Origin of the sequence: Bradyrhizobium sp. SRS-191, from assembly GCF_024586915.1 — a bacterium.
Lineage (GTDB): Bacteria > Pseudomonadota > Alphaproteobacteria > Rhizobiales > Xanthobacteraceae > Bradyrhizobium.
On sequence record NZ_JANBVS010000001.1, the window covers coordinates 486,001 to 509,542 of the forward strand.

General features: G+C 65.0%; 26 protein-coding genes. 11 read left to right on the forward strand and 15 right to left on the reverse strand.

From position 1 onward, the window contains the following. Nucleotides 1-83: 83 nt before the first annotated feature. From NLR35_RS02335 to NLR35_RS02345, 3 genes are all read right to left on the reverse strand, one after another. Nucleotides 84-407 (reverse strand): hypothetical protein, encoded by a 324-nt coding sequence (locus NLR35_RS02335; protein ID WP_006609356.1) that lies wholly within the window; start codon nt 405-407, stop codon nt 84-86. Between the two features lie 237 nt (nt 408-644). Next, a complete protein-coding gene (locus NLR35_RS02340; RefSeq protein WP_257164940.1) occupies nt 645-947 on the reverse strand; it encodes a hypothetical protein in 303 nt (100 codons plus the stop codon). Nucleotides 948-1,138: 191 nt separating this feature from the next. Then, on the reverse strand, nt 1,139-2,134 hold the full coding sequence (locus tag NLR35_RS02345; protein ID WP_257164941.1) for a hypothetical protein: 996 nt from the start codon (nt 2,132-2,134) through the stop codon (nt 1,139-1,141). A gap of 269 nt (nt 2,135-2,403) precedes the next feature. Here NLR35_RS02345 and NLR35_RS02350 point away from each other — a divergent pair, with 269 nt between their 5' ends. After that, complete coding sequence (locus tag NLR35_RS02350; protein WP_257164942.1) at nt 2,404-3,042, forward strand: HAD-IA family hydrolase; 639 nt, start codon at nt 2,404-2,406, stop codon at nt 3,040-3,042. Nucleotides 3,043-3,067: 25 nt separating this feature from the next. On the opposite strand, the gene NLR35_RS02355 is transcribed toward NLR35_RS02350, so the two are convergent. The 6 genes from NLR35_RS02355 to NLR35_RS02380 all read right to left on the reverse strand — a co-directional run bounded on the left by NLR35_RS02355 (nt 3,068) and on the right by NLR35_RS02380 (nt 9,792). Beyond that, on the reverse strand, nt 3,068-4,000 hold the full coding sequence (locus NLR35_RS02355) for a cytochrome D1 domain-containing protein (protein WP_257165227.1): 933 nt from the start codon (nt 3,998-4,000) through the stop codon (nt 3,068-3,070). A gap of 380 nt (nt 4,001-4,380) precedes the next feature. Further along, nucleotides 4,381-4,950, reverse strand: a complete 570-nt coding sequence (locus tag NLR35_RS02360; RefSeq protein WP_257164943.1) for an SRPBCC family protein — start codon at nt 4,948-4,950, stop codon at nt 4,381-4,383. A 104-nt stretch (nt 4,951-5,054) separates the two neighbouring features. Continuing rightward, nucleotides 5,055-5,738, reverse strand: coding sequence for a UPF0149 family protein (locus tag NLR35_RS02365; protein WP_257164944.1), 684 nt, complete (start codon nt 5,736-5,738; stop codon nt 5,055-5,057). A gap of 754 nt (nt 5,739-6,492) precedes the next feature. Further along, on the reverse strand, nt 6,493-7,257 hold the full coding sequence (locus NLR35_RS02370) for an AAA family ATPase (protein ID WP_257164945.1): 765 nt from the start codon (nt 7,255-7,257) through the stop codon (nt 6,493-6,495). Between the two features lie 75 nt (nt 7,258-7,332). Further along, nucleotides 7,333-8,190: a DNA-binding protein gene (locus tag NLR35_RS02375; RefSeq protein ID WP_257164946.1), complete on the reverse strand. Its 858-nt coding sequence runs from the start codon at nt 8,188-8,190 to the stop codon at nt 7,333-7,335. Nucleotides 8,191-8,196: 6 nt separating this feature from the next. Further along, nucleotides 8,197-9,792, reverse strand: coding sequence for an acyl-CoA synthetase (locus NLR35_RS02380; protein ID WP_257164947.1), 1,596 nt, complete (start codon nt 9,790-9,792; stop codon nt 8,197-8,199). A gap of 270 nt (nt 9,793-10,062) precedes the next feature. On the opposite strand from NLR35_RS02380, the gene NLR35_RS02385 reads away from it, so the two are divergent. The 3 genes from NLR35_RS02385 (at nt 10,063) to NLR35_RS02395 (ending at nt 11,189) form a co-directional block, all read left to right on the forward strand. Further along, nucleotides 10,063-10,605 (forward strand): YbjP/YqhG family protein, encoded by a 543-nt coding sequence (locus NLR35_RS02385; RefSeq protein ID WP_257164948.1) that lies wholly within the window; start codon nt 10,063-10,065, stop codon nt 10,603-10,605. A 31-nt stretch (nt 10,606-10,636) separates the two neighbouring features. Further along, the gene (locus tag NLR35_RS02390) at nt 10,637-10,909 is read left to right on the forward strand and encodes a GNAT family N-acetyltransferase (RefSeq protein ID WP_257164949.1); all 273 of its coding nucleotides are present in this window, start codon (nt 10,637-10,639) and stop codon (nt 10,907-10,909) included. 115 nt (nt 10,910-11,024) lie between these two features. Continuing rightward, nucleotides 11,025-11,189, forward strand: coding sequence for a DUF1127 domain-containing protein (locus tag NLR35_RS02395; RefSeq protein WP_257164950.1), 165 nt, complete (start codon nt 11,025-11,027; stop codon nt 11,187-11,189). Between the two features lie 91 nt (nt 11,190-11,280). Here the strand turns inward: NLR35_RS02395 and NLR35_RS02400 are convergent, their stop codons facing one another. Then, nucleotides 11,281-11,688 (reverse strand): DUF3597 domain-containing protein, encoded by a 408-nt coding sequence (locus tag NLR35_RS02400; RefSeq protein ID WP_257164951.1) that lies wholly within the window; start codon nt 11,686-11,688, stop codon nt 11,281-11,283. A gap of 401 nt (nt 11,689-12,089) precedes the next feature. Between NLR35_RS02400 and NLR35_RS02405 the strand changes: the two genes are divergently transcribed. Together NLR35_RS02405 and NLR35_RS02410 are read left to right on the forward strand one after the other, a co-directional pair. After that, nucleotides 12,090-13,001, forward strand: a complete 912-nt coding sequence (locus NLR35_RS02405; RefSeq protein WP_257164952.1) for a DUF2189 domain-containing protein — start codon at nt 12,090-12,092, stop codon at nt 12,999-13,001. A 204-nt stretch (nt 13,002-13,205) separates the two neighbouring features. After that, nucleotides 13,206-14,027, forward strand: coding sequence for a lytic transglycosylase domain-containing protein (locus NLR35_RS02410; protein WP_257164953.1), 822 nt, complete (start codon nt 13,206-13,208; stop codon nt 14,025-14,027). A gap of 71 nt (nt 14,028-14,098) precedes the next feature. Here NLR35_RS02410 and NLR35_RS02415 read toward each other — a convergent pair whose 3' ends face one another. Next, complete coding sequence (locus NLR35_RS02415; protein WP_257165228.1) at nt 14,099-14,365, reverse strand: hypothetical protein; 267 nt, start codon at nt 14,363-14,365, stop codon at nt 14,099-14,101. A gap of 487 nt (nt 14,366-14,852) precedes the next feature. Here NLR35_RS02415 and NLR35_RS02420 point away from each other — a divergent pair, with 487 nt between their 5' ends. The 5 genes from NLR35_RS02420 (at nt 14,853) to NLR35_RS02440 (ending at nt 19,600) form a co-directional block, all read left to right on the forward strand. Further along, nucleotides 14,853-15,005, forward strand: a complete 153-nt coding sequence (locus tag NLR35_RS02420) for a DUF1127 domain-containing protein (protein ID WP_006614327.1) — start codon at nt 14,853-14,855, stop codon at nt 15,003-15,005. Nucleotides 15,006-15,162: 157 nt separating this feature from the next. Next, entirely contained in the window at nt 15,163-16,596 is a 1,434-nt protein-coding gene (trmFO, locus tag NLR35_RS02425; protein ID WP_257164954.1) for a methylenetetrahydrofolate--tRNA-(uracil(54)-C(5))-methyltransferase (FADH(2)-oxidizing) TrmFO, read from the forward strand. Between the two features lie 7 nt (nt 16,597-16,603). Continuing rightward, a complete protein-coding gene (locus NLR35_RS02430; RefSeq protein WP_257164955.1) occupies nt 16,604-17,704 on the forward strand; it encodes a serine/threonine protein kinase in 1,101 nt (366 codons plus the stop codon). Between the two features lie 70 nt (nt 17,705-17,774). After that, on the forward strand, nt 17,775-18,665 hold the full coding sequence (locus tag NLR35_RS02435) for a TauD/TfdA family dioxygenase (protein WP_257164956.1): 891 nt from the start codon (nt 17,775-17,777) through the stop codon (nt 18,663-18,665). A gap of 242 nt (nt 18,666-18,907) precedes the next feature. Next, a complete protein-coding gene (locus tag NLR35_RS02440; protein WP_257164957.1) occupies nt 18,908-19,600 on the forward strand; it encodes a TauD/TfdA family dioxygenase in 693 nt (230 codons plus the stop codon). A 13-nt stretch (nt 19,601-19,613) separates the two neighbouring features. Here NLR35_RS02440 and NLR35_RS02445 read toward each other — a convergent pair whose 3' ends face one another. From NLR35_RS02445 to secD, 4 genes are read right to left on the reverse strand one after another with little or no spacing between them, the layout of a single operon-like run. Next, nucleotides 19,614-20,471 (reverse strand): phytoene/squalene synthase family protein, encoded by an 858-nt coding sequence (locus NLR35_RS02445; RefSeq protein WP_257164958.1) that lies wholly within the window; start codon nt 20,469-20,471, stop codon nt 19,614-19,616. Next, nucleotides 20,468-20,851: an Mth938-like domain-containing protein gene (locus NLR35_RS02450; protein ID WP_257164959.1), complete on the reverse strand. Its 384-nt coding sequence runs from the start codon at nt 20,849-20,851 to the stop codon at nt 20,468-20,470. Before NLR35_RS02450 ends, NLR35_RS02445 begins: the two co-directional genes overlap by 4 nt. Before the next feature lie 55 nt (nt 20,852-20,906). After that, on the reverse strand, nt 20,907-21,926 hold the full coding sequence (gene secF / locus NLR35_RS02455; RefSeq protein WP_257164960.1) for a protein translocase subunit SecF: 1,020 nt from the start codon (nt 21,924-21,926) through the stop codon (nt 20,907-20,909). A gap of 8 nt (nt 21,927-21,934) precedes the next feature. Next, nucleotides 21,935-23,536: a protein translocase subunit SecD gene (secD, locus tag NLR35_RS02460; RefSeq protein ID WP_257164961.1), complete on the reverse strand. Its 1,602-nt coding sequence runs from the start codon at nt 23,534-23,536 to the stop codon at nt 21,935-21,937. Nucleotides 23,537-23,542: the final 6 nt, after the last annotated feature.

Below are 23,542 nucleotides of genomic sequence, written 5' to 3' on the forward strand. Positions count from 1 at the left end.
TTAGATTCTTCTCCCAGAGAGGGGATATGCAAACGGACTTCCGCTCAGTTGAGCGAAAGCCCCTTTCCTGTGACGGCATGTTATTACCACCGGTAATACCCGCTCCGCGTGCCGTTGTTGTTGCCCCAGGGGCCGACGTCGCCCTGGGTTGAGCTCGGGGTCGGGTGGTTGGTGCCGTTGTAGCCGGCGCCCCAGCCCGGGCCGGCGTAGGGGCCTGGTGCGACGGCGACGTAGCCTTCCTCGTAGACCGGGGCCGGCGCCCAGGCGAAGGAGTCGCGGTAGGCATAGGTGCTGGTGGTCTGGCCGCCATAGCCGTAGCCGCCCGGGCCGTATTCGCCGGCCGTGGCGCCGACCGTGCCCGTCACCACCGTCGCCGCCGCCAGCGCGGCCATCGTGATCATGCGCATGAACTTGCTCCGTTGTTCCTAATTCAATCGAGGAACAAACGACGGCACCGCAGAGGAGGTTCCGGTGGTCGCTCCAACAATTGTGCGACACAACGCGGCGCTCACATTCGTGCGAGGCCGTGATCCGCCGCTCCTCCGTTCAGACGTGAATCCGTTCAGACGCAACAAACCCGCCGCTCGTCTCCGAGCGACGGGTTTGCTGAACTCACAAAGACGCCCTCAAGGCGGCGATGTTATTTACCACTGGCGATAGATGCCGGTCTGCGTGCCGTTGTTGTTGCCCTGCGGGCCGACATCGCCCTGCGTCGAACCGGGGGTCGGATGGTTGGTGCCGTTGAAGCCGCGGCCCCAAGCCGCCGGACCAGGTGCATAGGCCGGAGCCTGCGCGCCGGCATAGACCGGCTCGGAATCATAACCCTGCGCCGGTGGCACGAAGGCCATCGAATCGTTGTAGCGCGCATAGCCCTGCGCGGACGCGGCGGCGGTGCCGATGACGAGGGTAGCTGCGGCCAGGGCCGCCATCTTGATCGTGCGTTGCATGCGACTCTCCTTGCTTGCGTGCGGGTCAACCGCCGCATTGCGGCACCGTTCCGCAACGCACCCTCACAATAGCCGTGATGCAATCGTGATCGGCGAAATCGCGCCGGCCCCTTGCCAATCCATGTCGACGGCGCGGCACGTCGTCAGCACCGCGCCTCCGATTGACATCGCTCAACGCTGCAGCAACCGCGTCACGCCGCGACGGCGACCGCGCGCGGCCGCGCCACACCGGTGGTGCTGGTGCCCGGCAGGTCCGGCCCGGCCGTTCCGTTCACGTGCTGGAAATACACGTTCTGCATCGAATGCATCAGGCCGGCCTCTTCGGTCCATGTCGGCACCGACTGCAGCGTCGCCGCGAACACATCGGGATTGCTCGGCACGATCTTCGTGTAGCCGAGCTTGGCGGCGACGGGCTCCAGGGCCAAGATCCCGACATAGAGCAGCGTATCCGTGTCTTCGAGGCTCGGTCCCGGCGACTGATAAGTCGTCTGCAAGGTGGCGAGATCCGCCCAGCCCATCGGCACCGCGTCGTATTTGTTGACGGCGGCGTAGTAGGTGAAGCTCGCGAAGTTGCTTGCAAACGCGCCGTTCCACATCGTCGGCGATGCGAACGTATGCGGCCACAGCGTGAAGGAAACGGTACCGGCCTTCGGCAGCTGATCCTGCAGCCAGGCGGTCGCCGCGACGGCGAGCGCACCGCCGAGGCTGTGCCCGGTCACGATCAGATCGAGCGGAGCGGCCTTGGCGAGACTGCGCAGATAGTCCAGCAGCGAGATGTCGGTCGCCGGATCGGTCAACCCGATGGCGAGCGCCAGCGCACCATTGAGACCCGAGGAGATCTGCGGCTGCGACGCCGCCGGCAGCGACGGCTGCTGCGGATACAGGAACGGCACCATGAAGAACGCCTCGAGGTCGGCGCCGACATTCTCGAACGCCGCCGAGACCGAACCGTCGACATCGGTGCCGCGAAACGCCAGCGCGTAGCTGCCGTCGGCGCCTTTCGCGACATAGGCAAGCACGCCGTCGTTCACGGCCGGCCCCCAGCACAGGGACCAGGGCCCGTTGGCCGAGCCGGAGGGGATCTTCTGCAGGAATGTGGCGAAGTCGCTGGCCTGAACGACGTCGAGCGCATCGTCGATATAGGCAAAGTAGGACAGATAGGCGGCAGCAAATTTGTTGAACGGCATCTGAAATCTCGCTGATGTTGAATGATACAAATAATTCAAATCAAATGGCGCGACGGACTCCATCCGTCGCACCATCACCATAGGCGATCTCCCGTCAGCGCGCACATCACAAGCTGTTCAACCCTGGATCATCACGACGATCTGAGCGCACGCCGACCGCGGTCAGCCTGATCCATTGCCGCGGGAGGCCACCGTTGCTAAGTGCGAGACGGTCTGCCGCCTCGCACTGTTGCTGGTCAACGTCTCCTCCCTCTTTGCCCTCCGGTCCGATGTCCTACTCACTCGTCATCTTCGATCTCGACGGCACTCTGGCCGACAGCTTCCCGTGGTTTCGCCGCAACGTGAATACCGTCGCGGCGCGCTATCGCTTTCGGCCCGTCGTCGACGAGGATGTCGAGCGCCTGCGCCATGCCTCGACCGCCGAGGTGCTGGATCACCTGGGCGTTTCCCGTTGGAAGCTGCCGCTGATCGCGCGTCACATTCGCCGCCTCAAGACCGAGCAGGCCGCCAGCATTCCGCTGTTTGCCGGCGTCGAGGCGATGCTGGCGGCGCTGGCCGATGCGGGGCTGCGGCTGGCGCTGGTGTCATCCGACACCGAGGCCAATGCGCGCCAGAAGCTCGGGGCATCGGCCGCGCTGTTCACCGCCTTCGACTGCTCGGCCGCGCTGTACGGCAAGGCGCGCAAGTTCAGGCGCGTGGTCAAGCGCACCGGCGTCGCCCCGGCCGAGGTGATCGCCATTGGCGACGAAACGCGCGACATCGAGGCCGCCCGCGCCGCCGGCATTGCCTTTGGCGCGGTGACCTGGGGCTACGCCGCCGAGAAGGCGCTGCGCGACCGCCAGCCGGATCTGGTGTTCACGCGGATGGAGGAGATCGTGGAACGTCTGGTGGCGAAGGCCGCCTCGTAGCTCACCTGCTAGCTCACTTGCTAGCTCACCTGCGCAGAAACGCCCCGAACGCGCGCGGGCCGTCGCCGACCTTGATCTCGGCCGTGACCTTCAGCGCCGCGACGTCGATGACGCTGAGGATGTTGCTCTCCCAATTCGCGACGATGATGCGCTGGCCGTCGGCGGTGGCCTCGATGCCTTCCGGATAATCGCCGACGGTGATGCGCTTGACAGGCTGAAGGCTGGCCAGGTCGAACACGCTCACCGTGCCGTCATACTGATCGGTGACGAAGCCCCTGCCCTGCGCCAGCGCGACGGCATAGGGCCGCAGGCCCGTCTTGATGCGGCCGATCTCGCGTGCCTCGGCGAGATCGATCACGGAGACATCATTGGAGCCGACATTGGCCGTATAGGCGCGCTTGCCCTCGGCATCGATGGTGACGCCGAACGGCCGGGTGCCGACCTTGATGGTCTTGAGGCGCTGCCGCGTGGCGGTGTCGATCACCGAGACCATGTCGTCGTCGCGATCCGCCGAGAGCAGCAGCTTGCCGTCCGGCGTCAGCGCAAGACCCGATGGCGAGGCCCCGACCGCGATGCTGCCCGCCACCGTCCTCGTCTTGGCATCGATGATGCGGATCGCGGCGTTGTACCAATCGGCGACGTAGACCATCGCCCCGTCGGGCGCCACGGCGATCCCGAGCGGCCCGCCGCCGACCTCGATGCGGCCGACGACTTTTCGTGCAGCGGCGTCGATGACGCTGACCGCTTTGTCGTCCGGGCTCGCGACATAGGCGAAACGGCCATCCGCCGCGACAGCCACACCGGCCGGCTTGCCGCCGATCGGAATCGTGGCGACCGGCTTGGAGGTCGCGAGATCGACGATGGTGAGATCGTCACTGAGCTGGTTGGTGACGAAGGCTTCTTCGGCGTGCGCCGAAGCGATGCAACTGAGAGAGGCGGCGAGCAGGAGCGCTCGGATGCCATCAACCAGACGAGCGACGCCGGCGCGACCTGTCCGGCGCCGGCGTCGTTCGGCATGCCGGGAGAGATGTACCTGCACAATTGTGCCGGTGACACGACCTCCCTCAGAGCGGACGGTGCAACCTCTCCCCGCACTTTGCGGAGAGAGGTCGGATTGCGCAGCAATCCGGGTGAGGGGCATGGCACGCATCTGACCCGGATCGCCAGTCCATCGGACGAGCAAGCTTACGCCAGGTTGGCCGCAAAAACTCCACGCGAAGAAGCAACACCTCTCGGGCGGCGGCCCCTCACCCCAACCCTCTCCCCGTGAAGAACGGGGAGAGGGAGCGCAGCGCGCGCTTGGCGACATCATCGATCACTAGCTCGCAAACCGTTGCACTAGCTCCCGCTCTCCACCTTCTTCTTCAGCCCTTCCAGTCCGCCCTTGTACAATCCGGTCACCGCATTCACCGCGGCCTCGTCGCTGAGCTCCGGCGGCGGGTCGTTGTTGGGGAAGCCGCGGTAGAAGGCGCCGGTCCATTCGACCACGCTGCCCTTGCCGTCGGCGCTGGGCGTCACGGCGATGGTCGACGAGTAGTTCGTCACCGGCAGCACCTTCACGTCGACGGCAGTGATGCGATACGAATAGCTCATCTTCTCGGCATCGTATTTGTAGAGCTCCTCGTCGACGGTGGCGCCGCCCTTCAGGGTCAGCTTGCGGGTCGCGCCGATCTCGTTGCCCTTGTCGCCCTCGGTCTTGTCGACGATTCCGAGCCAGCTCATGTCCTGGAAGTTGCCCATGATAGCCCACACCTTGGCGGGCGCGGCGTTGATCTCGACATGCTCCTGCACCTTGCGCCGGGTGGGACCATGCGCATCCGCAGTGGTCAGGGCCGAAATTGTCAGAGCCGTCGTTGCGATCGCGAGCGCCGCCATTGCGGTCAGCGCCTTGCCGAACACCATCCTCATCTCGTTTCCTCGGTCACTTTCATTGGCCCGCGCATCCGGCACGGGCAGCGCATCTTTGCACCGCTCCGGATTGTTGCAACAAAAAAGACCGTGTCGTGGCCGCCTCAATTCGCGCCGCAACAACGCTTGTATTTCCGGCCGGAACCGCACGGACAGGGATCGTTGCGGCCGATCTTGCCGAAAGAGGCGAATGGATTGGGCCGCTCGCCGAATGCAGGCGTCCCGGGCAGAGGCGCCCCGCTCTGCCGATGGCGGTAGAGGACGAGAACGGCGTCTCGTGCGAGAGCGGCCATCTTGGCGCTGAGCTTGCCAAGCTCAACCGGATCGCTGTTCTCGTCGAGCGCAATATCGATCGCCATCAGCAGGCCCAGAGCGGCCCCCGCGACCTCGCCGCCGACCTGCCGATAGGCCATGAACCGATCGTGACGCAGTTCCACTGCCGCCGCAAAGCCCTCGACCCACAACTCCCAGATGACCTCGCCGTCGTCTTCGACGGGGAAGCGCGGCTGATACAGCTCCGGCGTCTTCGCCAGCGTCCGCGCGATCTCGTCATGATAGGCCATCACGAGGTCCAGCACCGCGTTGGCGTGATCGATGCTCGCGAATACGGAGCGCTGCCCCTTGCCGAGCCCGAACGCGGCTGAAAACCATTCTCCGGGCGGGACATCGTCGGGCAGGATCAGCAGACCCGCGATGAAGCCGTCGAGTTCTCCCAGCACCATCGCCCGGTCGTCGAGCGCAAGCAGCGCCCGATCGAGCGCGTCATGAGAGTTGGTCTGCTCCGTCATCTGCACCACGCCTGATTTGCCCGACAGCCAACAGGACGCCGGTCGAGCAGCGGGTTTGACACCAAAACGGCGAGGCAGGCAAAAGTTAAATTCGCGCATGGGATCAGCGGCATCACCCCTGTCCAGTCCCGCGGCGGAAAATATTTCCGTTTCGTAATTACAGAATTTCTGTTTTCCTGTCACCGTCCTGCCCTCACGAGAGGGGCGCGCGCGGTCGTCACGGGCGTTGGGAGCGGGATGCGATGGACGTCACGGGCCCGGTGCTTTCTGCGCAAGACGACGGGCTGCGGGGCGGACGGCGAAATCGTGTGGTCCTGACCTCCCGATGCTGAGGTCAAATGGGCGCCGATGCGAGAGCATCGCGCCGATGACGGTGGCCAGAAAGCCCGGTGCACCGAGGAGAGCGCGTATAAGCCGTTAAAACCGTCGCGCAGGGAAGGCCGGATGTTCGGCCAATCCTGTGGTGACTGCCGCCTGCTTTTTTTCTGCAGGCGGGCCATGGGTGCGGCCTGCACCCGGCCTTCCCTGCGCCCTCTCACTTGAGGAGGGCGGAACGAATGGCAAAGCTCGGGTGCGGATGCATCGCGAGAAGGAGGTCACGTGTCTCGCTCGTTTTGCCCCTGCTCGTCTTGTACACTTTGCCGTCTCGCCCACAGCTGTCATCGCCCGGCTTGACCGGGCGATGACAGCTGTTGTTGTCGATGCGGGCGGAGCGAGGCAATTCGAACGAAGCAATCCGGAGCGAGCGTGCTCTTCACTCCGCGAACACGCTCTGCACGAACCCATCCGGATCGTTGCAGAACTCGCGCAGCGCCTTGAAGTGATCGGTGTCCTGCACTGCGACCTTCTCCAGGCCGTACTTCGTCAGCCGCAGCAACGTCGCACCGGGATAGGCCATCAGCACCGGCGAATGCGTCGCCATCAGCACCTGGCAGTGGCCGGCCTCGTCCATCCGCCGCATCAGCTTCAGGAACTCGATCTGTCGCGCCGGCGACAGCGCCGATTCCGGCTCGTCGAAGATATAGAGGCCCTGGCGCCGGCAGCGCTCTTCGAAGAAGCGCAGGAATCCCTCGCCATGGGAATGCGACAGGAAGTCGGGCGGCGGACCGTTGACGTCCAACGCGGCCTCGTCGAGATAGCGCGCGACCGAGAAGAAGCTTTCGGCGCGGAAGAACCAGCCGTTCGTGACCTTGGGCAACCAACTGGCGCGGAATGCCTGCGCGAGCGCGCCGCCCATGCATTCGACGGCACGGCTATGGTTCACCGGCATGTAGCCCTTGCCGCCACCAGCCTCGTCGTAGCCGGCGAGCGCCGCGATGCCTTCGAGCAGCGTCGACTTTCCCATGCCATTCTCGCCGACGATGATGGTGATGGCGTGCGAGAAGCTCAGCTCGAACTCGTCGTGCAAAAACGGCAGGCAGAACGGATAGGCGGCGCGATCGGCGATCTTGGCCGGATCGAGCCACAGCCGCTTCAGATAGGGTGCGGGCAGCCGGATCTCGCGCTGCTTCCTTGCCATCACGCCTTTACAACCTCAATGACACGAGCAGCAATGTTGCACATCGCGGTGCAATCGACCACCGCCCACAGCGTGCTACGCCACGATCTCCAGCACCAGTTCCATCGTCATCAGCACCGGATTGTCGCCGCGCACCAGGCGTCCCTGCGCCAGCGCGCCGGTGTAGTCCACGAGTGCGATATCGAGCACGGCTTCGAGGCCGCTCTCGCCTCGCGTAATCCTTCCGGCAGCGATCGTCAGCTCGGTGGCGAACGGCGCAACGATGGCGCCGTCCTCGAACCGCGCCCCGATGGTCGAGCCGACGCCGCCGCGGATCCTGGCTTCATGGATGCCATGGCTCCGGCAGAACGCTTCCAGGCAGCCGGCAAAATCCTGGTTCGGCCGCAGCCGCAGCGCGAAGGCGCGGCGATCCGTGGTGGCACCACTTGGCGCTGCCGCCACCGGGCCGAACAGCTTGAACCCGGTCTCGGGATCAGGCTCCGCCGCAAAGATCGTCCCGTCGAGCCCGAACGCCTCGACCTCGAACGGTTCGGCGACGATGGTTTCCTCCGGCAGAATGTGTCCGCCCCCGGCGCGACCGCCCTCGTCCGTCCACAGCGCATGACAATGAAAGAACGGCGCGCCGTCACGAATGCCAAGCGTCATCGTTCCGGTCGTCAGCTGCGTGACGCCGGCGGGACGATAAGTGTCGCTGTAGAACGCGGCATGATCCGGCGTCTTGGACAATGCCGGCATCACGTAGGCGAACGGCCCGAGCGCGCCGCGCTTGATGTCGAGCACGCCGCCGGCAAAGCCGTGTGCCGCAAAGCCGCGGCGCGCTGCCTCCAGCAGCGGCACGCCCTGCTCCATCGTGAAGGTGAACGCGCGGCCGCGCGCTTCGACCCATTGGATGCGGTCCGCAATGGGCGGACCGGGCTGGGTGATGAATCGCATCGCGTGTCAGCCCTGCCTGGTCAGATCGAGCAGCCCGCGCGTCTCGAGCTCGTCGCGCACCAGGCGCTTGGGGATCTTGCCGTAGCCGGACTTCGGCAAGCTGTCCCAGAAGAAGAAACGCTTCGGCATCTTGTAGCGCGGCAGCTTGGTCGCGAGATAGCCGGCGATATCGCTCTCGCTCGGTGCTTTCGCGCCCTCGCGCGCAACGCAGACGGCGACGCCGACCTCGCCCCAAACCGGATCGGGCACGCCGAGCACGGCGACCTCGCCGATATCAGGATGGGTCAGGATCTTTTCCTCGACCTCGCGCGGATAGATGTTGGAGCCGCCGGAGATGTACATGTCCGACGCGCGGCCGGTGATGTAGACGAACCCCTGCGCGTCCATGTGGCCGAGATCGCCGGTGCGGAACCAGCCGTCGCGAAATGCCTTCGCGTTGGCTTCGGGATTGTCGTAGTAGCCGGCGAACACCGCCGGGCCGATGACGCAGATCTCGCCGGTCTCGCCCGCCTTCAGCTCGCGGCCCTGATCGTCCTGGATCGAGACCTGCATGCCCGTGCGCTCATAGCCGCAGGTGCCGATCCGCGCCTGCGGTCCATCCTCTTCCTCGTGCGCCGCGGCCGGCAGCACGGTGATGTTGCCGGTGACCTCGCCGAGCCCGAAATACTGCACGATCACCTTGCCGAGCCGCGCCAGCGCGCGCTTCTGGTCCTCGCGATACATCGGCGCGCCGGCATAGATGACGTGACGCAGCGACGAGTGATCGAACTGATCGACGGCTGGATGCTCGACCATCATCTTCAGGATCGTCGGCACCGTGAACAGGTTGCTGACGCGATGGGTCTGAATGAGGCGGAAGGCCTCCGCGATATCGAACTTCTCGCTCGGCAGCAGCACCGTCTTGGCGCCGCGCGCGCTCTGCATCAGCTGATGCACGCCGGCGCCATGCGACAGCGGCGCGACGACCAGGGAAGCGTCGTGCTCGGTGGTGCCGGGCGTGAGATCGGCGAGATGGTTGGTGATGACGAAGGCCATCTGGCCATGGGTCAGCACCGCCGCTTTCGAGCGCCCGGTCGTGCCCGAGGTGAAGAAGAACCAGCAGGGATCGTCATGCTCCACCGCAGCGTTCGGAACGTCAGCGCCGGCATGTGCCTTGATCGCCTCCGCGACGGAGCACGTGCCGAGAGTGCCGCCCTCACCCATGCGCCAGGTGAACGCTGCCGTCGTCACCGCCGCCGCATGCTCGGGAAAATCGCCGTGACAGAGAAACGCCTTCGCTCCGGAAGCCGTGGCGAGATAGGCGACCTCGTCCGGCATCAGGCGGAAGTTGGTGGGCACCCACACCGCGCCGAGCCGGAACGCGGCGAACATCGAGACGAACATCTCCTCGCAGTTCTTGGAATGCACCAGGATGCGATCGCCCTTGGCGATGCCCTGGTCGGCCAGCGCCGCCGCGAGCGCCGCGACCATCGCGTCGATCTCGCGCCAGCTCCAGGCACGCTCGCCCCACACGAAGCCGATGCGCTCCCCGAGCCTGCGGCCATTCTGGGTGACGATATGCGCGAGGTTCATCACCCGGCGGGACATGCGCAGCTGTGTCATCGAGGCGCCCTCGTGCTGATAACGCGGATGAATAGCCCCGTGAACAGACTCATATGGCAGCGTCCCCTCGATCGATCCGTCGGGCGATCTCAGCCGCCCGTTACCATCCGGCCTGTTTATCGCGCTCCGCCGTGGCCTCGCAAGCGCGGCCTGCCCATCACACCCATGCGGACGGGTCATTCGAACGAATGCGGGCGCCGTGCGACAAACCCGTGCCGGCCCGCGCATTCATCCATTTCACCGCGCGCCGAATCTGATTTGAGGACATCCATGATCGATCGCCGCCTTCTGCTTCTCGGCCTCGCCGGCGTACTCGCCGCGTCCCCGCTGCACGCGCAAACCCCCGCCGCCAACGAGCCCGCCGGCATCATGACCGCGATCTATACCCGCGTCGCCAAGGGCAAGGGCGAGGACGGCGGCAATTTCGTCATCGCGGACAAGGCGGCGCGCGCGAAATATCTGTCGAAGGCACTGGCCGCCCAATGGGCCAAGATGGATGCCCGCACGCCCAAGGGCGAAGTCGGCGCGGTCGATTTCGATCCGATCACCAATTCGCAGGATCCGGATGTCGCCTCGTTCAAGGTGGTGTCGGAGAAGCAGGAGGCCGACAAGGCGACCATCGCGGTCACCCTCACCGGCCACCGCAACGACCGCAAGGAACAGGCCGACAACGTCATCCGTTACGACCTCGTCCGCGAGGCCGGCCAGTGGAAGATCGACGACATCCGCGGCGCCATCGACGGCAAGCCGTGGTCGATCCGCGACATGCTGGCCGAGTTCATCAGGCTGACCGACAAACCGAAACGAAAGTAGCGCCCAAGAGTAGCGCCTAAGAGGAGCGACCATGACCGCCGTTCGCGACAACAAGGCCGAGAGCCGCTTCGAGCTCGACATCGAGGGCAACATCGCCTTCGCCAACTATCGCGCGACGCCGCAGGCGGTCATCATCACCCACACCGAGACGCCGCGTCCGCTACGCGGGCGCGGCATCGGCACCGAGCTGGTCAAGGGCGCGCTGGAGCTGATCCGCACCGAGGGCCACAAGGTCGCCGCGGGCTGCAGCTTCGTCGCCGATTACCTCCGCGATCACCCGGAGAACCGGGACATCATGGCCTGACGGTCCGTAGAACTACCGAACAAAGCAAGTGGAGCGCCCGGATTAACGCAATGGCTACCCGGATGGATCAGCAATCCCCCGCCGAACAGACAACCAGACCAATGGGGAGAGGCTCATGTTCATCACCGCCATTTTCGATTTCCTCAAGCGCTACACGCATTATCGCGCTCAGCTCGCCTGCCTCGAACGGCTCGACGATCGCACGCTGCGTGACATCGGCGTCAATCGCGACCAGATGTATGCGCAGGCCTGGGAGCGCGCCGCACTCGTGCGCGCCTGAGGTCTTTGCGCGCTGCCGCACATCACGAGAGCACACACGACAAAGGCCCGCACGATGGCGGGCCTTTCGCTTTCTTGCAGCACGCAGCGGCTCAGTGCTTGATCTCCGGCGGCAGCTTGCCGCCATTGGCCGCGAGCTTGCTCATCACCTGCTTGTGCAGCCAGACATTCATGCTCGCGGAGTCGTTGGTGTCGCCGCTGTAGCCGAGTTCCTTGGCGAGCTCCTTGCGGGCGGCAAGGCTCGAATCGATGTCGAGCGCCTTCATCAGGTCGACGATCGAGGTCCGCCACTCCAGCTTCTCGTGCTTGGCGGCCGCGGCCTTGTCAACGATCTCAGCCACGTCGACGCTCTGTGGCGCTGCAGCAGGCGCAGCCGCGGGAGCCGCAGCCGTGCCACCCGCGGGCGCGGTTCCGCCCGCAGCCGGCGTGCCGCCGCCGGCCGGCGCAGCCTCGGCATGATGGCCGAAAATCGCGCCCATGATCTTTCCGAAAACGCTCATCAGTGGCTCCCAATGGATAGAGATCGAATGAAGAACTCGGTCGGCGGTGTTCCGTTGCGGAGCTGCCCGTCACAGCTCCTTCGCGCGACGGTCACCTGCCAGCCCGAACACGGCGACCGTTGTGAAGCTTACCGAAGGCAGAATGACGGCGGAATGACTTTGTCCAGGGAATGCTCAGCTTCGTCGCGCTCTCCTGGCCCCCTAATGCACTGCGACATTCACATCCCTCACCGAGGCGTGAGTAGGCGCGGCCGTGTTCGCCATTATGCTTCTCACTTCCGTTCGCGAATGGCCGTCCCGAGGTTCGTCGCGTTTGGCCATTCGCGATCCGTCCAACGACAAGCGCAGCCCCGCCTGCGTGGTTGGGAAGCGCCTCACAAGGCATGAGGGAGCGAACGATAATGGCCACCTATCACAGCAATGCCGCCGCACATGTTCGGCCTGCCGACGAGGTCGCGGCCGAGATCACGATTCGGACGATCGACTTCTCGAGTCTCATGCGCGCGCTGCGGCTCGGCTGGGACGATTTCAAGGCTGTTCCAAGCCACGCCGTGATGCTGTGCGCGATCTATCCTGTGCTCGGCCTCGTGCTGGCGCGCGCCGTGTTCGGCTATGCGGTGCTGCCGCTGCTGTTCCCGCTCGCGGCCGGTTTTGCCCTGCTCGGTCCGTTCGCCGCACTGGGCCTCTACGAGCTGTCGAGTCGCCGCGATCGCGGCGAGGAAGCGAGCGCGTGGGATGCATTCGAGGTGCTGCGCTCGCCCTCGTTCGGCTCCATGCTCGGCCTCGGGACGTTGCTGCTGGCGCTGTTCGTGACCTGGGTCGCGACGGCGCAGGCGATCTATGTCGCGGTGTTCGGCTATGGCGGCGCCGCCGGTGTGAGCGATTTCGTTCAGCGCGTCTTCACCACACCGCAAGGTTGGTGGCTGATGGCCGTCGGCTGCGGCGCCGGCTTCCTGTTCGCACTCTTGGCGCTGTGCCTCAGCATCATCTCCTTCCCGCTGATGCTCGACCGTCACGCCGGCGCGCTCGAAGCGGTGGTGACCTCGCTGCGCGTGGTGGCGAAGAACCCGGTCGCCGTCGCCACCTGGGGCCTCATCGTCGCCGTGCTGCTGGTCGCCGGTACGATCCCGTTCTTCCTGGGACTGGCGGTGGTCATTCCCGTGCTCGGCCACGCCACCTGGCATCTCTACCGCGAGGCGATCGCGATCCATCCGGATGCCGCCAGGATCGCTGCTCCGGCGCCGCGCGTGTCGAAACCGGCCGCGGACTTCCCGGCCAATCTCTTCCCATGGCGTTCGCGTGATCAGATGTGAGGATGACTCGATGGATGTGCTGATGCCGCCGGCCTGTCGGCCGGCGGTGGTGTTGCGAAACGAACCAGCGCAGGCTGGAGGCTCGGCGGCAGCTCACGCAAACCGACATCATCGTGATCGGACGGCCTTGTTGCTGCCGCGGTTACGCCCGACATGGAGCAGGTCCCCGCTCCTATTTGATGTCATTGCCGTCCAGGTGTTTCGATGATTGCTCGCGTTCTGACGACCTCCGCTTTTGCCTGCCTCGCCGCCCTGCTCACCCTCTCCTCGCCCGCCAGCGCCGCCGTGCCCTGTGGCAGCGGCAACTTCGATGCCTGGCTCAGCGAGTTCAAGACCGAAGCGACGGCCAAAGGGATCTCGCAGAATGCGATCAACACTGCGCTGACCGGCATCACACCCGACCAGAGCGTGCTCAGCCGCGACAAGAGCCAGAAGGTGTTCAGCCAGACCTTCGAGGAGTTCTCCGGCCGCATGGTGCCGCCGCGCCTGACCCGCGGCTCCAACATGATGAAGCAATACGGCTCGGTGCTGTCGCGGATCGAGCAGGCCTATGGCGTGCCCGGCGAGGTGCTGGTCGCGATCTGGGGACTCGAGACCGATTTCGGCGTCAACGTCGGCAAGTTCCCCACCATCCGCGCGCTCGCAACGCTGGCCTATGACTGCCGCCGCGCCGAGCAATTTCGCGGCGAGCTGCTCGAGGCGCTGCGCATCGTCGATCGCGGCGATCTCCAGCCGGCCGACATGCGCGGCGCCTGGGCCGGCGAGATCGGGCAGACGCAGTTCATGCCGTCATCCTGGATCAAATACGCGGTCGATTTCGACGGCAATGGCAAGCGCGACCTGATCCGCAGCGCGCCCGACGTGCTCGCTTCCACGGCCAACTATCTGAAGGGCTATGGCTGGCAGAAGGGCAAGGATTGGGAGCCCGGCAGTCCCAATTTCGCGGTCATCCAGCAGTGGAACAAGAGCGAGGTCTATGCGCGGACGATCGCGACCTTCGCGACCCAGCTGGCGCGTGCGCCATAGGGTCGGACAAAGAGACGGCCGATCGCGGGATGCGACCGGCCGGTCCTTGGGTCATGGGATAGATGCAGCAGTTACTTGATCATCCCGACATGCATCGCCTTGGTCAGATGCATGCTGCAGGCCCCCATCTTGCCGGCGAGCAGCGCGTCTTGCGCAGCCGAGATCTCTTTCTGGGCTTCCCAACGGGCATCGCCATCGGCCATCGCCTCGATCGCCGTCTCGGTCTTTTCCAGATTGGCCCCGCTGCAGCCGGCGCCGTGCATCCTCGCCGCCTGAACCGGTCCAATCGCAACAACTGCCGCAGTGACGAGCGCGGCCCCCAACAGTTTGCTGTTCATTGTTCTTCCTCGCTGTGCGGCGGCGTCGGCATCATCGCCGATCACCGCGACACTTTGTCGCACCATGCCGGGAGTCTCGCGAAATGAAATCCCTGCGAGTACGGCGTGATCGCGAACTTTCGTTCGAAGGGCATCGCACAAAAAGTGAATTATTGTTCATCGGCATTCACCCATGCATTCAAAGGTGGGGCACGAGGCGACGGGCACGCACCGCTGGCAGGTGCGGCGACCTCCCGGGTCCCGAGCCTCCTCGATCGATCAAATCAAACAAGCGATCGAAAAGCCGCATGATTACGGGCCTTTTTGCCACTCGCTCAACCGCTGGGCGGCCCTGCCCGATTCTTACCCAAGCGTTACTCAAGCTATGCGCCGACGGTTTAGCTGCATCGCAACATCAGCGCTTCTGCATCGCAACAATCTCTTCTATGTTCATTTCAAGGATGAGGTTCCAACGAAGAACTGAATCGCGAACTAAAGGAGATTTCTCATGTTGCTCTCGCTCATCCGCATGGTTCAGGCGTTCCGTGAGTATCAGCGCAACGTTGCCGAGCTGTCGCAGCTCAGCGATCGCGAGCTCGCCGACATCGGTCTCGACCGTTCGGACATTCCGCGCGTTGCCGCTGGTCACTACAACGGCTGATCAGCCACCTTCCGATATCGACCGGACATCGCCCGCCTCGCTGCGGGCGTTGCCGTTTTTGGGCGCTTGCGCAAAGCGCCACAGCCCTCGGGTTTCTCTTGGGCAAGCCCACTTGGCGCATTTGCAGCGCTCCGGAAAAGCGCTACCTGTCCCGCGCATGACCGGGACCAAATCACCTTCGAATACCGTCCACGTTGTCGGCGCCGGCCTTGCCGGCTCCGAAGCCGCTTGGCAGCTCGCCGAGGCCGGCATCGACGTGGTGCTGCATGAGATGCGGCCGGACCGCATGACCGAGGCGCACCGCACCGCGACGCCTGCGGAGCTCGTGTGCTCGAATTCCTTCCGCTCCGACGATGCCGCCAACAATGCCGTCGGGCTGCTGCATGCCGAAATGCGCCGGCTCGGCTCGCTGATCATGCGGGCCGCCGACGCCAACCAGGTCCCGGCGGGTGGTGCACTGGCCGTCGACCGCGACGGCTTCTCGGCGGCCGTTGCAAGCGCCCTGGAGGCCCATCCCCGCATCGAACTGCGTCGTGGCGAGGTCACCGGCCTGCCGCCCGACGAATGGACCAACGTCATCATCGCCACGGGCCCGCTCACCTCGCAGCCGCTCGCCGAGGCGATCCGCGGCCTCACCGACGAGAGCGCGCTCGCCTTCTTCGACGCCATCGCGCCGATCGTGCACAAGGACACGATCGACATGTCCCAGGCCTGGTTCCAATCGCGTTACGACAAGGTTGGTCCCGGCGGCACCGGCGCCGACTACATCAACTGCCCGATGACCAGGGAGCAGTACGACGCGTTCGTTGCGGCGCTGCTCGCCGGCGAGAAGACCGACTTCAAGGAGTGGGAGACCAACACGCCCTACTTCGATGGCTGCCTGCCGATCGAGGTGATGGCCGAGCGCGGCCATGAGACGCTGCGGCATGGTCCGATGAAGCCCGTCGGCCTGACCAACCCGCACAATCCGACCGTGAAGGCCTACGCGATCGTGCAGCTGCGCCAGGACAACAAGCTCGGCACGCTCTACAACATGGTCGGCTTCCAGACGAAGCTGAAGTATGGCCCGCAGCAGCAGATCTTCCGCACCATTCCCGGCCTGGAGAACGCGGAGTTCGCGCGGCTCGGCGGCCTGCACCGCAACACCTTCCTCAACTCGCCGCAGCTGCTCGACCAGCAGCTGCGCCTGCGTGCGCAACCGCGGCTACGCTTCGCCGGCCAGATGACGGGCTGCGAGGGATATGTGGAGTCGGCGAGCATCGGCCTCATCGCCGGCCTCTACGCCGCGGCCGAGGCACGCGGTGCAAGTCTCGCCGCACCGCCGGCGACGTCAGCGCTCGGCGCCCTGCTCGGCCACATCACCGGCGGGCACATCGAGACGATCGACGGCGCGACGCGCTCGTTCCAGCCGATGAACATCAATTTCGGCCTGTTTCCGCCGCTGGCGGTGGCTCCGACCAAGAAGCCCGACGGCACGCGGCTCAAGGGCAACGAGAAGACGGTGGCCAAGAAGCAGGCGATGAGCGCTCGCGCGCTGGCGGATCTCGACCGCTGGATCGCCGAGCATCTGCGTGTCGCGGCGGCTGCGTGAGGCTGCGATGAGTTTGCCGAAGACTGATTCCGCCTTGCTGGCGGCGCGCTGGAGCGAAGGCGTGCTGCTCAAGCGCGACGTGTTCTCGACCGTCGAGCGCGGCCGCTTCAAGAGCGAGACCGGCGAGGTCGACGCCGTGCTGCGCCGGCTCGACGAGGTGCCGTGGTGGTCGTTCGTGCTGGCGCGTCATCTGTTCGCGAGGGAGCGCAAGGCGCTAACGCGGGCCAAGGGCCTCAACGCCGGCCCCGACCTGTTGTGGGCCGGGGATCGCGCGCTGGTGCGCGGCTTCATCAATGGCGTGGCGCTGCATCTCGCCAAGCCGAATGGCAACGTCGCCTATTTCCGCTCGGCCAAGCGGATGATGCGCCGGCTGCACCGCGCGGGAATTACGCACAACGATCTCGCCAAGGAGCAGAACTGGCTGGTCGGCCATGACGGCCATTGCTACGTGACCGACTTCCAGCTTGCGGCATGCTTCGAAAGCCGCAGCCGCTTGTTCCGGATCGCGGCCTATGAGGATCTGCGTCACCTCCTCAAGCACAAGCGCACCTACGCGCCGGAAGCGCTGACGCCCAGGGAGCGCAAGATCCTGGCGCGCAAATCGCTGTTCGCGCGCGTCTGGCTGATGACCGGCAAGAAGGTCTACCGTGCGATTACCCGCGGCATCTTCAACTTCACCGACCGCGAGGGCGGCGGACGGCGCCTCGTCAATGACGCGCCGGTGCTGATGGAGATGATCCGCAAGAACCCGGACGTGCGCGACGCTGCCATCGTTGCGTTTGCCGATCGCCGCACTGGGGTTGGTCTCTATGCCTTCGTTGAGGCGGAACGACCTGCACTTGAAACTCAGTTGCAGAACGAGCTGACCTCCGCGAAGGGGCCGAAGCCGCCGGAGCACATCCAGGTCGTTCACGCCCTGCCGCGCGACGCCCAGGGCCGGCCACGCACCGAATTGCTGCAGCTGGTCGCGATGAACCAGATCGACCTGATCGAGCCGATGATCACGAGCGACAGCGATCGCGCCTTCCTCAAGGACATCCTGGACTCGCGGAAGAACCTGCGCGACCGATTCAATTTCGAGGCAGAGCTCAAGCTGCCGTCGACGTGAGCGGACGAGACTTCGAAGAATGGCCGCGGTAGTCTATCGTGGGCCGCACAATCGGTCGGGAGGATTGGCCATGAACGTTGAAGCCCGCGTGCACCCAGCCACTCAGCCTTCATCGCTCGAGATCATCCCGACCGGCGCGCAACTCGGCGCCGAGATCCGCAACGTCGATCTGCGGCATCTCGACGATCAGGCGTTCACGACCCTGCTCGGCGCCTTCCACGACCATTCTGTGCTTCTGGTGCGCGGGCAAAGCCTGACCGACCAGGACCTGATCGCCTTCAGCCGCCGATTCGGGGACCTGGATTTCGCACCGATCCAGGAAAACGGCCGCCGCTTCGTCGACGGCCTGCCTGAAATCTACATCGTCTCGAACGTGAAGGTGAACGGCGAGGCGATCGGCAGTCTCGGCGCCGGAGAAGCGGTGTGGCACACCGACATGTCCTATCTCGACACGCCGCCGATCGCGAGCGCGCTCTATGCGCTGGAGATTCCGCCCGTCGGCGGCAATACCTCGTTCTGCAGCATGTACGCGGTGTACGACGCGCTGCCCGCTGATTTGAAGCGTCGCATCGCAGACCTGAAGATCAAGCACGACGGCACCTACAACAGTGGCGGCTTCGTACGCCAAGGCGTGACGCCGACGGATGATCCTCGCACGTCGCCCGGCGCTGTCCATCCGCTGGTCTGCACGCATCCCGAGTCCGGCCGGCAGATGCTCTATCTCGGCCGGCGGCGCAACGCGTATCTGGTCGGACTGGAACTCGCCGAGTCGGAAGCGCTGCTCGACGAACTCTGGACCTACGTCATGCGACCGGAATTCGCTTGGGAGCATGTCTGGAAGGTTGGCGATCTCGTCATTTGGGACAATCGTAGCACGATGCACCGGCGCGATCCGTTCGACGATCATGCGAGGCGAATCATGCACCGGACTCAGATCAAGGGAACACAACGTCCCCGCTGATTCGTTCGTGCAACGGCGACGCCTGCCTGAGCGGCACATTGCCTGCGAACGACTTGCAGCTTGCTGCATATTTCGTCGCGCGCCGCCTTGAAGCGTCCAACTTCTGACTCAGAGCGGCAGAGTGTGCCGACAATCGGCAGATCGTGCCGCGATCCTTCCGCGAATTGCCTCCGAGCCGAAACAACCCCGACAAATTACAATGGTTGATTGGCTGTGCTGGTGAAACTTGGGAGACGACGCAAGTGAGTCACAGAAGCAACGTTGCGCGAAACGCCGAAAGCAGCCTCGTCCAGGTGCTCCCGACCGGAAAGGCGCTCGGTGCCGAGGTCTGCAATGTCGACCTCCGATCCTTCGACGACTGGGCGTTCGCCTCCTTCATGCGCGCGCTGCTCAAGCATCAGGTGCTGCTCGTGCGCGGCCAGCGTCTCACCGAGCGCGACATCGCCGCGTTCAGCCGGCGCTTCGGCCATGCGGATCTCCACTACACGTCCTATGGCACGATGCTCGGCGACAGCCTGTCCTTTTGCAGCCTGTACGCCGCATATAACGCGCTATCGCCGACGCTGCGCAGCCGCGTCGCTCATCTGAAGGTTCGTCACCGCACGATCGACATGGCTGATGACGGCCGCCGCACCATCGTCGCGGGTCCGGTGCATCCGCTGGTAGGCCTTCACGCCGACACCGGCCGCTCGCTGCTGGCGCTCGGCCAGCGCCGTCATTCCTATGTCGTCGGCCTCGAGCAGGACGAATCGGACGCGCTGCTCGACGACCTCTGGCAGCTTGCCGAACGGCCTGAATTCAGTTGGGCCCACACCTGCCGCGGCGGTGATCTCGTCGTGTGGGACACACGCTGCACGATCCATCGTCACGAGGCACCGGACATGCCGAGGCTGCTGCACAGCCCGCCGCTCTGGAACGCGATGCCGACCGCCTGAGGCGGCAAACGCATCAGCGCGCGCGAAAGGTGGCCGATCTGGCCGCGCGCCACAAGGTCCAGAGCGTCGCCAGATGCGAGCGGGGCTGTGGCCGGAACGGATCTGGAGCGCCCCGCGCGAGATCGAGACGGACGAGCGCAAGCGGCAACAGAGCGGGCCGCACCGCTGGCGGCGCCTGGCCCGCCAGTTCCAGCGTGTGATCGAGATGCTGCAACGCCTGACCACGCAGATCGGTCAGCATGGCCTGGATGGCCGGCGTAGCCTTGGCTGCAAAGACCTCCTCCTGACCGACGCCATGGCGCGCGAGGAGATCCAGCGGCACATAGATCTGCCGGTGAGCGGCATCCCGCGGCAGGGACGCGATCACCTGCAGCAGGCCGAGCGCGACGCCGGCGTGGTGGGCAAGATGGTCGATGTTCTCGAAGGCCCCGGCCGCGATACGTCCAGCCAACGCAAACAGTGTCCCGCTTGTATCACTGAGATACGCATCGAGGGCCGCCATGGTCGGCATCGGGTCGTTGTAGAGGTCGAACTGATGCTCATCCACCAGACGCGTCAGCCGATCGACCGGGAGAGCAAAGCGCTGCACCGTCAGCAGCAGCTCGGCAGCGACGGGATTGCCTTCGACGCCGCCGTGCTCAAGGCCCGTCAATGAGTCGCGCCACCATTGCAGGCGAACCTCGCCCGGCAGCGGCTGCGTGACCAGATCGCGGATCCGGCTCACCTCGACATTGAACGCATAAAGCGACAGCAAGGCACGCCGAATCTCCGGCGTGACGAACAGCGTCGAGGCATAGCGGTCGAAATCGTGCTCGCGGACCAGGCTTGCACAGAACGCGGCATCGCTGGTGCTGGCGGCGGCCTCGCTCATGGCACCGCGATCAGCGCTGCGGCGACCCGCCGCCGCTCGCCGATCATGACGTTGTAGGTGCGGATGGCAGGGCCTGTCTGCATGGCGTCGAGCACGACGGATACGCCGCGCAACGCCGCGCGCAGCGGCGCCGGCGGGATCCAGACTTCATTTCCGGTCCCGACGATCAGCGTGTCGATCTTGTTGGCCGCATCGAACACGCGCTGCAAGGAATAGCGGTCGATCTGGCTCGGCTGGATGACGTCCCAGGCCCAGATCGAATCCGGCAGGCAAAGCAGCGAGCCGCGATGCGACATGTCGGCGAAGGCGAAGCCGCCTTTGCCGTAGCCGTCGATCGGTGCGGACCGCGGAAAGTGTGGTGTGTCGTTCGCAGTGGCCATGTCCGAGATCAACCTGCTGCCTCTGGATATGATCCAAAGGCAAGCATCCTTCGAATCACGGGGTTTTCTTCTTCGCCGCCGGCTTGTCGTCCTGCGCCTCGGCACGCATCGCATGCACGCCGAGATAAATCAGGATGGGAGACGCGATGAAGATCGAGGTGTAGGTGCCGACCAGCACGACGCCGAACATCATGACCGCGGTGAAGCTGTGGATCGCCGGGCCGCCGAAGAGGAGCAGCGCCAGCAGCGCCAGCGTCACCGTGACGTGGGTGATGATCGAGCGCGACAAGGTCGAATTGATCGACTCGTTGAGCAGCTGCGGCATCGGCATCTTCTTGTAGCGCCTGAGCATCTCGCGGATACGGTCGTAGATGACGACGGTGTCGTTGAGCGAATAGCCGAGAATCGTCAGCAGTGCCGCGATGCTGGTCAGGTCGAAATCGACCTGGCTGATCGACATGAAGCCGATCGTCAGCACGATGTCGTGGACGTTGGCGATCATGGCGCCGAGCGCGAACTGCCACTCGAAGCGGAACCAGAGATAGATCAGGATCGAGACGATCGCGAGCATGAGGCCGAGCATGCCGACGGCCAGGAACTCGCCGGACACGCGCGGACCAACCACCTCGACGCGACGATATTCGACGGAATCGCCGATCGCAGCCTTCACCTTGTTGGCAGCTTCCTGCTGCGCGATGTCGCCGCCGGGCTGCTCGGCGACACGGATCAGCACGCCCTCGGGACCGCCGAACTGCTGCAACTGCACCTCGCCGAGGCCAAGCGTCGACAGTTTAGCGCGCATCCCCGCAATGTCGGCGGGACCCGATTTGGCCCGCACCTCGAGCAAGCTGCCGCCGCGGAAGTCGATACCCAGATTCAGGCCATGCGTGAAGAACAGCACGATCGCCAGGATCGACAGCGCCGCCGAGATCGGGAAGCTGATGCGGCGAAACTGCGTGAAGTCGAAATGCGTGTCGTCGGGAACGATGCGCAGCGACGGCAGCAGGCCGAGCGCGCTGACCACCGTCAGCACCGCGATCAGGATGCCAAGCCCGATGAGAACCCAGTGTGTCACTTTAGCTCCTAGATTGGCACGCTTTGCGGCCGCTTCCACCGCACCCATGCCGCCACGATGAGGCGGGTGAGCGTGAAGGCGGTGAAGACCGTGGTGAGGATGCCGATGCCGAGCGTCACGGCGAAGCCGCGCACCGGGCCGGTGCCGATGTAGAACAGCACGGCGGCGGCAATGAAGGTGGTGATGTTGGAGTCGAGAATGGTCGCCAGCGCGCGCTTGAAGCCGGCATCGATCGCCGAGATCGCGTTACGGCCGCCGCGCAGCTCCTCGCGGATGCGCTCATAGATCAGCACGTTCGAGTCCACCGCAATGCCGACCGTCAGAACGATGCCGGCGATGCCCGGCAAGGTCAGCGTGGCGTTCAGCAGCGACAGCACGCCGAATATCATCGCAACGTTCACGACCACGGCGATGTTGGCGAACACACCGAACAGCCGGTAGGTCACCAGCATGAACACGATGACCAGGATCGAGCCGACATAGGAGGCGAGCTCGCCCTTGGCGATCGAATCGGCGCCGAGACCCGGGCCGACGGTGCGTTCCTCGATCACCGTGAGCGGCGCCGGCAGCGCGCCAGCACGCAGCAGGATCGCCAGCTCGTTGGCAGACTGCACAGTGAAATTGCCGGAGATCTGGCCCGAGCCGCCGGTGATCGGCTCGCGGATCACGGGCGCCGAGATCACCTTGTTATCGAGCACGATCGCGAAAGGCAGGTTGACGTTCTCGGTCGTGGCCTGCGCAAATTTGCGGGCGCCGGCCGAATTAAAGCGGAAGGAGACGATCGGCTCGTTGGTGCGCTGATCGAAGCCGGTCTGGGCGTCCGAGAGATCACCGCCCGACACCAGCACCTGCTTCTTTACGACATAGGGCTGGTTGGGAGACGTGGCGCTCTGCAGCACTTCGGAGTCCGGCGGCACCCGACCCTGCAGCGCCTGCTCAGGCGACACCGTGGTGTCGACCATGCGGAATTCCATCTTGGCGGTCTTGCCGAGCAGGTTCTTGAGCTCGGTCGGATCCTGCAAGCCCGGCACCTGCACCAGGATGCGGTCGGTGCCCTGGCGCTGAATCACGGGTTCGACAGTGCCGAGCTCGTTGATGCGGCGCTCCACAATCTGGATCGACTGCTCGATGGTCTGGCGGACGCGCTCGGTGATCGCGGCCTGCGGGATCGTCAGGCGGATCAGGCTGTTGCCGGCATCGCTGACCTCGAGGCTGCGCTGGCCGCTGGAGCCGAGGAGGCCGCCGAGCGGCTGGGAGAGATCACGCAGCTTGGACAGCGCGGTCGAAACGTCGGAGTCCTTGGTGATGCGGACCTCGACGCCGTCGCCCTTGCTCGCCAATCCGGTGTAGCCGATCTTGGCATCGCGCAGCGTGCGGCGAACGTCGTCGCGCACGGCATCGAGCCGCTCCTTCTTGACGTAGTTGGAGTCGACCTCGAGCAGCAGATACGAGCCGCCCTGCAGGTCGAGACCGAGAACGATGTGACGCTGCGCCCAGGCGGGCCAGGTCTTGACCGTCGCTTCGGGGAAGAAGTTGGGCACCGCGCACAGGCACACCACGAGCGCCGTGAAAATGATGCCCAGCGCCTTCCACCGCGTGAAATACAACATGAGAGG